Annotated in this window: 6 protein-coding genes and 7 pseudogenes; 7 read left to right on the top strand and 6 right to left on the bottom strand. The window is 54.6% G+C overall.

Annotated features, from left to right (window positions below):
* Nucleotides 1-160, top strand: a pseudogene (locus DWB67_RS16910) (IS6 family transposase); the annotation flags it as partial.
* A 202-nt stretch (nucleotides 161-362) separates the two neighbouring features.
* Here DWB67_RS16910 and DWB67_RS16905 read toward each other — a convergent pair.
* From DWB67_RS16905 to DWB67_RS16895, 3 genes are all read right to left on the bottom strand, one after another.
* A complete protein-coding gene (locus DWB67_RS16905) occupies nucleotides 363-1,295 on the bottom strand; it encodes an alpha/beta hydrolase (protein ID WP_119808737.1) in 933 nt (310 codons plus the stop codon).
* Nucleotide 1,296: 1 nt separating this feature from the next.
* Nucleotides 1,297-3,420, bottom strand: coding sequence for a TonB-dependent siderophore receptor (locus DWB67_RS16900; protein ID WP_119808736.1), 2,124 nt, complete (start codon nucleotides 3,418-3,420; stop codon nucleotides 1,297-1,299).
* A gap of 105 nt (nucleotides 3,421-3,525) precedes the next feature.
* Entirely contained in the window at nucleotides 3,526-3,945 is a 420-nt protein-coding gene (locus tag DWB67_RS16895; RefSeq protein WP_255418745.1) for a hypothetical protein, read from the bottom strand.
* Nucleotides 3,946-4,399: 454 nt separating this feature from the next.
* On the opposite strand from DWB67_RS16895, the pseudogene DWB67_RS16890 reads away from it, so the two are divergent.
* The 3 genes and pseudogenes from DWB67_RS16890 to DWB67_RS16880 form a co-directional block, all read left to right on the top strand.
* A pseudogene (locus DWB67_RS16890) lies at nucleotides 4,400-5,712 on the top strand (IS256 family transposase).
* 347 nt (nucleotides 5,713-6,059) lie between these two features.
* Nucleotides 6,060-6,308 (top strand): IS66 family insertion sequence element accessory protein TnpB, encoded by a 249-nt coding sequence (tnpB, locus tag DWB67_RS18495; RefSeq protein WP_370453606.1) that lies wholly within the window; start codon nucleotides 6,060-6,062, stop codon nucleotides 6,306-6,308.
* Between the two features lie 62 nt (nucleotides 6,309-6,370).
* Nucleotides 6,371-6,589, top strand: a pseudogene (locus tag DWB67_RS16880) (transposase); the annotation flags it as partial.
* Nucleotides 6,590-7,337: 748 nt separating this feature from the next.
* Here DWB67_RS16880 and DWB67_RS16875 read toward each other — a convergent pair.
* The gene (locus DWB67_RS16875) at nucleotides 7,338-8,906 is read right to left on the bottom strand and encodes a glucan biosynthesis protein (RefSeq protein WP_255418743.1); all 1,569 of its coding nucleotides are present in this window, start codon (nucleotides 8,904-8,906) and stop codon (nucleotides 7,338-7,340) included.
* A gap of 353 nt (nucleotides 8,907-9,259) precedes the next feature.
* Between DWB67_RS16875 and DWB67_RS16870 the strand changes: the two are divergent.
* Nucleotides 9,260-9,514 (top strand): annotated as a pseudogene (locus DWB67_RS16870) (transposase); the annotation flags it as partial.
* 106 nt (nucleotides 9,515-9,620) lie between these two features.
* Here the strand turns inward: DWB67_RS16870 and DWB67_RS16865 are convergent.
* A pseudogene (locus DWB67_RS16865) lies at nucleotides 9,621-9,860 on the bottom strand (transposase); the annotation flags it as partial.
* Nucleotides 9,861-10,177: 317 nt separating this feature from the next.
* Between DWB67_RS16865 and DWB67_RS16860 the strand changes: the two are divergent.
* Nucleotides 10,178-11,251 carry a Hint domain-containing protein gene (locus DWB67_RS16860; RefSeq protein WP_119808733.1) on the top strand — a complete coding sequence of 358 codons (1,074 nt, stop codon included), beginning with the start codon at nucleotides 10,178-10,180 and terminating at the stop codon, nucleotides 11,249-11,251.
* Nucleotides 11,252-11,351: 100 nt separating this feature from the next.
* On the opposite strand, the pseudogene DWB67_RS16855 reads toward DWB67_RS16860, so the two are convergent.
* Nucleotides 11,352-12,534: pseudogene (locus DWB67_RS16855) on the bottom strand (IS3 family transposase).
* Between the two features lie 114 nt (nucleotides 12,535-12,648).
* Here DWB67_RS16855 and DWB67_RS16850 point away from each other — a divergent pair.
* Nucleotides 12,649-13,313: pseudogene (locus tag DWB67_RS16850) on the top strand (transposase); the annotation flags it as partial.

Genomic DNA, 13,313 nt, shown 5'->3' with positions numbered 1-13,313 from the left:
CTTCATCAAGCGGATCACAGGACCGATGCAAGGCTTCAAGGCGTTTCACTCAGCCCAAGCGACACTTGCCGGAATAGAAACAGCCCACATGATCCGCATGGGCCAGCTCGGAGATAACAACCTCAGACCGGCGCAGCAGTTCGCTGCATTGGCAATCTGATATCATCGAAAGCTGTCCATACATAACAAGCAACAAAATTTTGCGACACAACCTTTCCGGACTCCTCTATGACAAGCATTGCTCGCAGAAAACCGGAACAAAAGTGAAGCAGGTCCAGACCTACCTTGGCACACAGATGCAGTCGAGGGGCGGTTACAATATTAAGGACGGGCCAAGTATAACCTGCTCAATCGTACTCCCCTCATTCCCGGCCCTTACGACATTCGACTGCGGCGGAAGAGCGGCGCCTTTCAGCACGGATCAAACCCTTAGTGTGCAGCCAATCGGCGAAGTCCTCGAACCAGTGGTCGCTTGCCTTTCCCTGAGGGGTCAGACCGAAGCCATGACCACCGTTCTGATAAATATGCAGCTCTGCCGGAACGCACGCGTGTCGCCAAGCTGCGTAGATGCGCAGGCTGTCATCCGGCAGAAAGGCATCATCGGCAGCGGCGGCAATAAATGCGGGAGAGGCAGTGGCGGGAACGGGCGTCCGCAGACCACCGTAGAGGAGCGCCACGAAATCGGGCCGCGTCTCGGCATCGCCGATGGCCAGATCGGCAGCCATGAACGCACCGGAGGAGAACCCCAGCATCCCTATCTTCGCCGGGTCGATGCCCAGATTTGCTGCATTCTTCCGCAAAAGGGCCATGGCGCGGCGGCCATCTTCGACCGCAGCGGGTTCGCCTGTGAAGATCGGGATCTGCGCCGGCTGGCCTGTCTCTGCCCGCTGCATCAGGACATTCATTTCCTGAATATGAACCTCGGGCATGTGCATGCCGTCGTCCGGGCTTTCGATCGTGCGGTACTTCAGGACGAATGCCGTCACGCCAAGATCGGCAAGGCGGTGCGCGACCGCCATGCTTTGCTCATAGGCCAGTCCGACGAAACCGCCGCCGGGCGCGACGATCACCGCTGTGCCGTTCGCCGCTGTGCCGTTCGCCGCCCCTTCCGTTGGCCGGATGACCTCCAGCGTCGGCGTGCTGATATTGAAGATGAACATCTCGCCCTCGACCATGTCTTGGCTTTCGGGGCGGGGCAGCGGTGCGAAGGTGCCTTCTGGGTAAAGCGGTATGATCGTTTCGGCCATAGACGCCATCGGGAGGAGGAGAGCGCAAAGCGTAAGAATGCGGATCATCTTAGAACCTCTTGCTGATGTTAACGTGGATCTGCCGCTTGGCACCCGGCACCACGCGACCGCCCATGTATCCATACATCGGCAGGTCGTATTCGGTATCAAAGAGGTTTTTTACAGCCAGCGCATAGGTCATCCCGTCCTGCGTGTGGCTGGCCGAGGCATTCACCGTGGCATAGCCGGCAGTGTCGTAAGTATTGATCTGATCAAGAGAGGAGGAAGAGACAGCGTGAAGCCCGGCACCGGCGCGCCAGCCTTCGCCATCGTCAGCCCGTGCATCGTAATCCGCCCAGATACCGCCGGAATGACGCGGCACACCGGGAAGCTTTGACCCGGCCGTTGCGCCCATCGGAATGTCGGCAGTTAACTCGGCGTCGGTATAAGCATAGTTCGCTATGACTTTCCATGCGCCGCCCGGCTGCCAAACCGCATCCAGTTCGATGCCTTGAGAGCGCTGTTGGCCTTCGGTGATACTCGTCAGGTATGTTGGATCGGTTGGATCGGTGACCGGTACATTCTCGCGCTCGATCCGGAAGGCGGCGATACTCCCCGAGACTGCTCCTCCATCATACTTCAGGCCGATCTCGGCTTGGCGGTTGTATTCAGGCTTCGGTGTCGAGGAGTAGAAATAGAAGGCATTCGCCTTCATGCCCTCGCTGTAGCTGGCGAAGGCCGACCATTGATCCGTCAGGTCGTAGACTGCACCAATCCGCGGCAGCAGCTTGGTTTTCTCCAGTGTATCGCGCCGGCCATAGCCCTCGGAATTGTAGACCGTCTCTAGATAGGCCAACCGCAGACCACCAAGGAGATGCAACCGCCCGACAGAAGATTGCATCTGCACGAAGGCACCGGAGGTCGTGTAGGTGCCGTTGCCTTCGCCCATGGCCAGTGTCGAGGGCATCGTCCATGTAGGCCAAGTGCCGGGGTTCGACAGATCACTGGTCCCGGCATAGTCCATATACATCAGCGAATAGTCTTCGATCCGCGAATAATCCGCACCGAAGAGAAGAACGTGATTCCAAGCCCCTGTACTGAAACGCCCTTCGAAGGACGTGTTGAAGCTGTATTCGGTCTGCTCGCCCGGAACGTAAGCGTTATAGAGATTCCAGTCTGTCGGCCCCGCATCAGGAGCGTTGGACAGGATGATCTGGCTGATCTGCTCGACTTCATTCTCGCCGTAGCGGAACTGGGTGCGGTTGGACCACCAATCGTTGAAGTCATGTTCCAGCGTCAAGGTCAGTTTGCCCGTTTCCGTGTGGCTGTCGGGGATGTCGGGATCGCCTATGTAGAGATTCCGGTCGATGTCGAAATTTCCAATGACCGTGCCGACCGCGGGCAGGCCCTGATATTCCTGCTGCTCCCAGCGGGACACGTAGCCCTCGATCGTCAGGCGGGTGTCGGTTCCATAGCCGAAGGTCAGGGACGGGCTGAGAGAGTAGCGATCCGTCTCGATCACGTCCTGATCAGCGTTGGAACGGACATAGCTGCCGTTCATGCGGAACAACACGGTGTCCGACAGCTGCCGGTTGATGTCGAAGGAGGGCTCGACATAGCCGCTGGTGCCGAAGGTCAGGCTAAGTTCGGTTAAGCTCTCCTGCCCCGGTTTCTTGGTTACGATGTTGACCACACCGCCAAGGGGGGTGCCAACGCCACCGCCATAGAGAATGGCATTCGGCCCCTTCAAAACCTCGATCCGCTCGACGCCCGCCATGGCGTTGGCATCGCCGGTGTTAATGTAACTGGTCATGCCGTCCCGATAGAACTCTGCCGGAAAACCGCGCAGAAGGGTCGATTCAAAAGCGGGGGTCTGCAGCGGGATCGTGCCTTGGGCGCCACTGACATTGCCAAGCGCTTCGGACATGGAGATAACAGCCTGATCCTGAAGCAATTCAGGCGACAGCACCTGAACGGATTGGGGCGTCTGTTGAAGGGGTGTCGCGGTCCTTGTGGCGCTCGACACGGTATCTGCACGGTAGCCATTGATGACGGCACCATTCTGCACGCTTTTGATAATAATCGGATCCAGAACGATAATATTGAGATCCGTTGCCTCTTGGGCAAAAGCATGTGCAGCGCACAGAGATGTGCTGGCGAGCAATAGCCCGACCAGTTTCAGGGAATGTTTCATAAGATTTCCGAACTGAGTACACCAGATCAGCAGCCGGTAATGCACCACTGAGATGGCATAGAAAAACGATATCGAACGTGATGCGGCACGTCCGGCATGATCGGCTCAGTTCATTTGAGGGGGAGCGCGTGGCGCATGGGAATGGTCTCTGGCCTGTGCTTCTCGATAGAGGCCAGCACTTTCTTTCCAGCCGCTATTCGGAACCAAAATGCGCCAGATATCGACCGGCACAGGCAAGGGCGTGTCCGCTGTTAGATGGCAGAGGGGGCAGCGATACTCATGTCCTAGATGATCACCGCAGATGTCGTCGAGAGACAGACCACGCGCAGCAATTTCTGCACGGATGACCGTGTTCTCGTCAGGCGCCATCATCCGAGCAGACGCAACACTTCCGACTGCCAAAAGCAGTACGGCGAACAGTGTGGTTACGATGTGTCGTGCGCGAGAACCCATTGCTACCTGATACATGATCGGCCGATGTTGTGATATCATTTTTAAACGCCGATCGTCTCGAATCTTACGCACGGTAACACCCTCCCTTCTGCATGTCACAGACCAAAGAGCCGCACTAAGAGCGCAATTTCTCCTGCCCCATCGAGCGGATTTCGTTGCTATTTGGCGCTGAATGAAGCGAGCTAAATAACGCCGGAGGGTAACCGTTCGAATGTTGCCGCCTGCCCGATTTCAAGCTCGTTTGCCAGGACGGATGTTCAAAAAAGTCGTTAGCGACATGTCTCAGGTGAGGATCGGCGATGCGCGGTGAGATACTTGAGTTTGAACGTCGACGGCGCTGGAGCGACAAGGAGAAGCTGGGATTCGTGATGTCTGTAGGCGTTTTTGAGGCGACGGTCACGCAGGTGGCGTAGCGCGACGAGATTACACGGCAGCAGATCTATGCGCGGCGCGATGAGATGACGAAGGGGCTGTAGTCACCGAGAGTGTCCGGTCTTCTGTGCAACTTGGGTTTGGGCCATGCTTCCTGAGAGGAGCAAGGACGGTGACAATTTCTAAGGAACTGCTGGACGAACTTCTTAAGGGCTGCGAGCGGCGTGCAGCCCTGCTTGGCGATGCCGGGCTGATGAAAGAGATCAAGATCAAGCTGATGGAACGGATGCTGGGTTCGAAGCTGACCGCGCATCGTGGCTATGAGGCGGGCACGGACGCTCCTGTGGGACAGGTTAACCGGCGCAACGGGACTTCCTCCAAGCGGCTGAAGGGGCAGAATCGCGAAGTGCCGACCGCTTTGCCGCGTGACCGCGACGGCAGTTTCGAGCCTGAACTGGTGAAGAAAGGTCAGACCCGGATCGACGGGATCGACGACAAGATTGTCGGCCTCTATGCCGCTGGCCTGACGGTCCGTGACATCCGTGCGCACCTTGAAGAGGTCTATGGGTTGCAAGTGTCGCCCGACCTCATCAGCCGCGTCACCGATGCCGTTCTGGACGAGGTCCGCGAGTGGCAGAGCCGGGCGCTGGAGCGGATGTATCCGATCGTCATTTTTGACGCGCTCCGGGTCAATATCCGCGATGCCGACAGCCGGATGGTGAAGAACAAGGCCGTTTACGTGGCCCTCGGCGTTACCCGTGACAGTGTGAGGGAAGTTCTGGGTCTGTGGATTGCCGAGAACGAGGGCGCCAAGTTCTGGCTGTCGGTGATGAATGAGCTGAAGAACCGCAGCGTTCAGGACGTCCTGATCGCGGTCGTGGATGGTCTGAAAGGCTTCCCCGGGGCCATCACCGCCGCTTTTCCGGACGCCACGGTCCAGACCTGCATCGTGCATCTGGTGCGCCATTCGCTGAACTTCTGCGCCTGGAAGGATCGCAAGGCTGTGGCCGCCGATCTACGCCTGATCTACGGCGCCCCGACAGCAGGTCAGGTTGCCGCCGAGTTGGACGCGTTCGAGGAAAAATGGGCTGCGAAATATGTCTCGATCGCTCCAGCCTGGCGGCGGGCATGGCAGGAAGTGATCCGATTCTTCGCTTTCGACCCGGCAATCCGCAAGATCATCTATATCGAGCCATTAGCGCCACCGGTTCAAGTCCAATGGCGAGGGAACGCCATCGATAGCCTGAACCGCATTCGTCGGGAAAACAGTGTCCCACACTGTTTTCTGACCCTCCTCATTCCGCAAATCGATCAAGACCCGCGGCTCGTTCCCGACCGAGGAGGCCGCGACCAAGCTGATTTACCTTGGCGATCCGCAATTTCGAGAAAGGCGGCAGAAATGTCCTGGAATGGTTTGCCGCCCGGAACCGGTTCGCTATCATGTTCGAGGAGCGCTTCAACGCGTGACCGTATCTGAAACCCGCATGGGCCAAGCAAAGTACACAGAGTTCATGACACTCCCAAGTCACCGGATGGTGGAGCACGCTTTTCTCCTTTTGATATTTCTACGCATAGCGTTCTCGCCATCGCGAACATACCCACCATATTAGCCTCGGCCGCAGTCGAACTGCGTCTGCGCAACCGCCGCAGCCTGCATTTTGACAGCGACATGGGCCATATCGCTGACACAGCTAATGCGTGCTCTGAAAACAGCAGAATTGGTCCCGGCATTGGCATTCGCGTCTACGTAGCTTGCGGCGTGACAGATATATACAAGGGCATTTCTGGTTTCGCTGCGCTGACCCAAGGATGTCCTGCGCCAGATGCCAACGTGTGGTGCGGTCTTCGCCTTTCGCGACCGCAGGGCTGATCGGAGCGAAGTTCTGTTTTGGCGCCGTCAAGGAATTTGCCTTTTTTACGAAGCCCTCGAACGAGGCTCCTTTCCCTGGCCTGCGATGACCGAAGGGGCCGCCCGACTGACCTTCGCGCAACTCGCTATGCTCTGGGAAGCAATTGACTGGCGCAGGCCGGACTGGAGCGTACCGCCGGCCCGTGCGGGCTAAATACATGAAACATAATGCATTGTGTTTGTGTTGCTATTACACGCACCGTGGTGAAAAAAATCATGTCAAATCGTCCTATCGATTTTCCCGATGCCCTCGCTGTTCTGAAGGCGATGATCCCCACTTTACAGATGGAGAATACCAACATCTCAGCGACACTACGGGCCTACGATCAGCTGGTTCATGCCCTGCGTTTGCGGAACGCCAAGTTGCAGAAACTGGCCTTCGGTAAATCCTCGGAAAAGATCGAGCGCGAGATCGAACAGCTTGAACTAGCGCTCTAAGATTTGCTGGTCGCGGTGGCCTAGGAAGATGACGCGCTTGACAATGAAGCACTTGACCCCGAAAGCGGTCTCACCGGCCGAGGCTGCGTAATGGCCGCCACGACACGTGCGTTCACCATCGAACACTTTGCGAAGATGCTGGCTGACGCCCTATAAGTTTTTAAGGTATTGTCAAGAAAAACGACAATCTTAGCTATGCCGTTATCATCAGCATTTACACTGGAAGCAAAGAAGGCATCACTGCCCCTATCGATGATGGCATAAACGAACTAAAAAAACATGCTCTACGACACCGGTAGCTCACCCGATGCAAGGCGCGACTTTCTCGAAGAATTCGTAGCCAATTCCGACATCAGCGCCCGCGTCAAGAAGAGCGGGCCGCAGTAGCAATCAAGCGGTTACCGCCGATCCCAGCTTGTTGTTCTTTCAAAATGCCAATGGTCTATTCATTCACGAATCTTGATTGCCTGATCATCCATCTCTTTTACGAGGAACGGACTAACCTAAAATTGCAACGTTCCAGGGGAGCAGATCGATCATAACTAAAGTGGCATGGCAGTCTCACGCTGCTTTTACACGAAGAGTAAAGTTCTCTACTGCATCGCATCTTTTCAACAGAACCACATGTTATGTGCACTAAAAGCTGCCGAATTGATCAGTAACATACGACATCTAAAATTGATTCACCTATAAAGCCCCGATTTAAGTGCAATGCTGCGTCGGGGCGCTTTAAAATTCTGCAAAATTAGGCATGCACCGCAAGAAGGCTTTGCAACTGCGAAGGAAAAAGCTGCATGATCCAAGTTTCAGTTCGGGCGTTTCCATCGACATCGACATACATACGCAGGTCGATAGGGGTGTCGTCATCCTGGGAAATTTCGGAAAAATCAAGGTCGAACATTGCACGCCAGTAAGTTTCTCCGACGACCGGATAAGCCGCGAGATTTGCAATTGTGCCCCGCGATGTCGTTGCAACCGGCTGTATCGACGGGCTACGTTCTAGCTGCTCGAACCCATAGTTATCGAAATCGCATACAATTTTAACAACACCTTCGGGACGGGGCTGGCCGGGTGTTCCACCTGCACCGATCCGAGTGGCAATAAATCGAGCTGCATTGGGGGGGACCGGGGCATCTTCGAACCATGTCAGCCGATAAGTGAAATTATACGCCCTGCCCTGCTGAGCTGTCTCAGTCGGTGTCCACATCGCGACAATATTGTCGTGGATTTCATCATCGGTGGACAATTCAACCAAGGTGACTGCACCGTCACCCCAATCTTCTAACGGTTCAATCCAAGCCGAGGCACGCTTTTCATAGAAGACGCCATCATCCTGATAGCGATTAAAGTCGCGTTCGCGTTGCATCAAGCCAAATCCTTTGACACTGGGCGAATGGAAACTGTTTGCCATAGTGTGCGGCGGATTGTTCAGCGGACGCCAGATGCGTTCGCCATTGCCCGCATGGATTTCAAGTCCATCACTGTCATGAACCTCGGGTCGCCAATCAGCTGCCACATGCCCGTTCGGCTTGCCGAACCAGTACATCGACGTCAATGGCGCAAGACCCAGCCGTTCGACATCGCCGCGCAGGAACAAATGCGCCTCGATATTCTGTGACGCACCTTTATCTGCGCGACTGGACGAGATTTTATAGGCACCGGTGGCACGTGGACTTTCCAGCAGCGCGTAGGCCGTCAGATCCCCGGTATTCCCCGGCTCCAGCCAAAAACGGGTAAAGCGCGGGAATTCCTCGGGGCCATCAGGGATGGCAGTATCCATAGCAAGGCCACGGGCCGACAGCCCGAACTGGCCGGAATAGCCTGACGTACGCCAGTACGAGGCCCCGAGAAAAGCCATCCAGTCGTTTCCGCCGGGCTGATCCTGAACGCGAAATCCTGCGAAGCCTTCTGTCTGGGTTAACGCCGAAGCGGGGTTGCCGTCCGGAATGTTGAAATAATCGGTCGAGAACGGCACCTCACGGGCCATACCGTCTTTCAGGGTATAAATATGGACAGGTTCGCGAAAATACTTTCCAGGAAAGAAAAACTGGACCGGCGATGCACCTTTGTCATTCCAGAGTGCTTTGTCTTTCTTGAACGAAATCGCATTGTGCTGGTCATAGTCGATCTGATCGACAATTTCCTCATCCGCGACACGCATAGGTGTGAAAGGCTCGGAGGCAAGCGTTTGTGCGACCTTGCGAAGCTGATCGAATGAGAACTGCTCGGCTGGACCAGCCTCAATGCCGCTGTCCTGAATGGATTGCTGGGCGCGCACCACTTGGGGCAACAGAAAGAACGCACCACCACCCAAAGCAGTAGCCAGCGCCTTTCGGCGGTTCAAAAGCAGCTTACTCATTCACGCATCTCCGGCATATGGCGATTGGGAATAAATATGAGAAGAGAAACGGAAATTGCCATGGCGTTTTTGCCGCATCAGCAAAAGCACGCTAGGACGGGCGAAATTCCACCTATGGCTCTTTTTCAAACGGAATGTGCTGAAGGACATTGGGGTTGAAGTATCAGGATGTGATTACCCTCAGGTGGCCATTGGTACTCACCTAAGCCCCAAGTCTTCTCCCGCTTTGCGCGGCGTCCTTGTGACCTGCCCCCCGGAAGTTCCCTGAGTCTGATGTAGAGTCTGCCCAACCTGAAGGAGCAGACGAGATGAGGAAAAGCCGTTTCACAGAAGCGCAGATTATTAGGATGATCAAAGAGCAGGAGGCTGGCTTGCCGACAGCTGAACTGTGCCGCAAGCATGGGCTGAGTCCTGCAACGCTCTACAAGCTGAAGGCCAAATATGGCGGGATGGACCTTTCCGATGCCAATCGTCTCAAGCAGCTTGAGGACGAGAACGCCAAGCTGAAGCGCCTTGTGACAGATGTCATGCTCGACAATGTGGTTCTGAAGAATCTTCTGGGATTGAAGTCATGGAACGGCACTGATGATGTGGATGGCCCCACCAACGGCATCGTTTTGTGCCATGTTGGGGCCATCCACACCATCAGTGGCGTTCACCTTCGCAGTTCAGCAGATCATTCTGCATGCTCATCTCAGCATACATCCGCTTCAGACGGCGGTTTTCCTCCGCCATATTCTTCATCTCAGACATCAAAGAGGCATCCATGCCGCCAAACTTGGCGCGCCATTTGTAAAAACTGGCGCTGCTTATCCCGTGTCCACGACAGAGCTCCGAGACCGGCACACCGCCCTCCGCCTGCTTCAACACCGCCATGATCTGCGCGTCGCTAAATCGTCCGTTCTTCATCGTAAATCTCCTCAGATATCTTGCCGAGAAAATTCCACTTTTGAACACCACTAATTTTAGGGGGGATTACCCAAGCTCGCTTTGTCCGTGCAACGCATCATCTCTCCAGCCGCTATCCTGCAGAGAATGAACCATATTCCGTAAACCGCATCGAGGAACGACTATTTCCGCGGCCTGTTAGATTCAGTGCGGTTTTTTTAGTCTAAAGTAGAAGAACAGTTAGTTATTTCTGTTTTTTTTAGAAAAAAGATAAAAAGTAATGCTAAAAATGTGTCGGATAATATGCGTTTCGGACTAAAAAATGAGGGCGTTAGATCATGACCGAATTCAACTTCAACTTGGCATTTTATGCCTACGCAGATTTTAATACTGATGCACAAACACAAAGTTCTGTATCCTTGGCAAGCGGGACAAACGTCACCTTGGATGCGGGAGCCTCAATTATCGTAACAAATGTTACGGATGATGATGGGAATGCAGTGAATAGCCCGTTGAATGCGTTTTCGGACGGCTATCTTGATGTCACCGGTAATGGGTCAACCTCCAGTACGGCAAACAACGATCAGGTGCTTACAAACGACCTGACTATCAATGGTACAACCTACACAGCAGGCAGTCAGGTTGAGTTGGAATTTGCGTTTACGACAACCACTGCCGAAACGTTTTGGGTAATCCGAATTGACGGCGTCAATGTAGGAATTGGTGGAAGCAGTTTACCGGTGCCTGGCGCAAGCTATACCGTAGCCGCCAGTGCCGATGGTTCTGCTACAGATATCCCATGCTTTGCGAGAGGGACACAAATTCTTACATCAGATGGATTTGTTTTGGTCGAAGATTTGGAAACCGGAACTCTGGTTCAAACGAGCCATGGAAAATTCAAGTCAATCCAGTGGATCGGATCGCGCAAGCTATCAGCACAAGATCTCGTGCAAAACCCTAAATTATGCCCAATCTGCATTCAAGCTGGTGCCCTGGGAGAAAATATTCCTTCGATGGATCTCATTGTCTCCCCGCAGCATCGGATTTTAGTCCGATCAAAAATCGCACAAAAAATGTTTGGCACGGACGAAGTCCTAGTTGGCGCCAAACACCTATTACAACTTGATGGAATTGACATCGTTGAATGCCCTACTGAAATTGAATACTTCCATATTATGTTCGAGCAGCATGAATTGGTTATCTCAAATGGCGCAATTACAGAGTCACTATTTGCAGGTCCGCAAGCATTGAAAAGTGTGGGTCCCACGGCCCGCGCAGAAATATTTTCTTTGTTCCCACAGCTTCAACAAGATGAATTTGAACCTCTGGCAATCAGAACTATTGCTAGCAATCGTCAAGGACAAAAATTGGCAATGCGGCATAAGCAAAACAACAAGGCGCTTTTCGGCTAGTTTTCTGATCAGATCAATATGCGGGTAGTCCCTTACGGAGAGGTGGTCCTCGTTTTTCGACCAGCTTTTTGCCTCAATAAGCTGTCGCATTGGTTTCATGTCAGGCGGCAGCTTTAAGGTTCGAGTCTCGAGTATCATAGGCCTCCGCCGGGGTCAGCAGGCCATGCGATGAGTACGGGCTTTTTTCCGTGTAATCGCTGAGCCACGTGCTGATCCCATGCCTAACCTGTGAACCGGTCTCAAAGGCGTTCAGGCAGTCGCACTCGTATTTCGCTGCCCGGTCTTTCGGTTCAACGACCGCCACAGGCGTTCGATCATCCGGTTGTCGATCCATCGCCCGCGCCCGTCCGTCCAAATCCCGACCTTCGTGTCGAGTAATACCTCAGTGAAATTGGTACTGGTGAAGTGCAACATTTGATTCGGGTTGAAAACCTCCGGCAGACCGTATCGGGCCAAGGCGTCTTTCAAGGCTTCGATACAAAACCCGACGTGCATAGTGTTCGACAGCCGCCAACTCGGGAACTTACGGCTGAACCAGTCCATGATGGCCACCAGTAAAGAAACCCGCGCCGTATCGAGATTTAGGTAATGTCGGTGCACCAAGACCAAGTCTGGTGATAGGCAACTCTAAAAAATATGGGTATATCTTGTACGTCGGATGTTTTTTGCGGGTATCGGGTTCTTGGTAAATCGGCACAATCCGCATCAGCTTCATCGGGCCCCGCACCCGGTGTCGCCCGCATTCGTAGCTTCCGGTTGCATGTGGCGGGCCATCTGCCGGGAGCCATAGCACGGCGTTTCCAAGAACTGCTTGTCAATGTTTTAAATGAAACGTAGGTTCTCGGCGCTTTCGCCGCGCGGCTTAGAATGCAGGGCTGAGCGCGACAGGCAGAGCAGCACGCATTGGCGGCATAGGCTCATATCAGGATGATCCTGCTTCACCGCTTTCTGCCTCCAGTGCGGGCGATAAGACTGAAGGCATTGACCAGAAAATCCCGTTCCACGACCAACTGGCCAATCTTGGCGTGTAGCTTCTCGACATCTTTCTCGAAATCACCGGCTCGGCCGATGCGCCTTAGTCAAATGCCGATGCCATGTTCTCAATCGCCGTGTTCGGCATGGCACTCTGACCGGTGGCCTGCTCATGCCTTATTCCATCCGCTTGTTATTGTCGGATGAATGTCGCATTTCTTGGCCAGCCCGGTCGTTGTCAATTCCTCACGGGTGGCTTCCAAAGCCACCTTCGCCTTGAACTCCGATGTATAGCGCTTGCGCTTCGTCATTTCAGGTCGATCCTTCATCAGCCGCTAAACCTTAGCAGGCTGCTGAAATAGTCCCGCTTTGATAGTAAGTTGAGAACATGATTCACTCGCCACACGACAATGTCGGGGGGGAAGATGCGTGGGACGGATGAAAAGAGCGGGTCGCTGTTTCGCTATGTCGATCTCGAGGAGCGCATCCCCGCCAAGCATCCGCTGCGCAAGATCCGGCAAGTGGTCAATGACGCCCTCGCCAGCCTCGATGGCGAGTTTGTCCCACTCTACGTCGATTTCGGCCGCCCTTCGATTGCACCCGAACGGTTGATCCGGGCCAGCCTGATCCAGATCTTGTTCTCTGTTCGATCCGGGCGCCAGTTGATGGAGCAGATACAATACAACCTGATGTTTCGCTGGTTTGTCGGCCTTGGTATCGACGCCCCGGTTTGGGTCCCAACGGTTTTCACCAAAAACCGCGACCGACCTCTGACGACTGAGATGTCGCGGCAGCGGTGATGGCGGCAATCCTGGCGCACCGCGAGGTGGCTCCGCTGTTATCGGATGAGCATTTCCCGGTCGATGGGACATTGATCAAGGCCCGGGCGTCGATGAAAAGCTTTCAGCAAAAGGCGGAGGGCATGCCGCCCGACAATGAGGGGCCGGATGATCCGCCAACGCCCTCCATCGCCCCTGACAATCAACCCACCCAATCCGAACCCGAGACCAAACCAATGCCCCGCACCAATCACCGCAACCGTAACGCCGGGGTCGACTTCAAAGGCGGGAAGCGTTCGAACGCCACCCAC

The sequence above is a fragment of the Paracoccus sp. JM45 genome, from assembly GCF_003590715.1.
GTDB lineage: Bacteria > Pseudomonadota > Alphaproteobacteria > Rhodobacterales > Rhodobacteraceae > Paracoccus.
This window is presented reverse-complemented; position numbering and strand designations above follow the sequence as displayed.

Excerpts from the sequence above, each read along its gene's own strand:
- DWB67_RS16900 (WP_119808736.1), bottom strand. The coding sequence starts at position 3,420 with ATGAAACATTCCCTGAAACTGGTCGGGCTATTGCTCGCCAGCACATCT.
- DWB67_RS16860 (WP_119808733.1), top strand. The coding sequence starts at position 10,178 with ATGACCGAATTCAACTTCAACTTGGCATTTTATGCCTACGCAGATTTT.
- DWB67_RS16905 (WP_119808737.1), bottom strand. The coding sequence starts at position 1,295 with ATGATCCGCATTCTTACGCTTTGCGCTCTCCTCCTCCCGATGGCGTCT.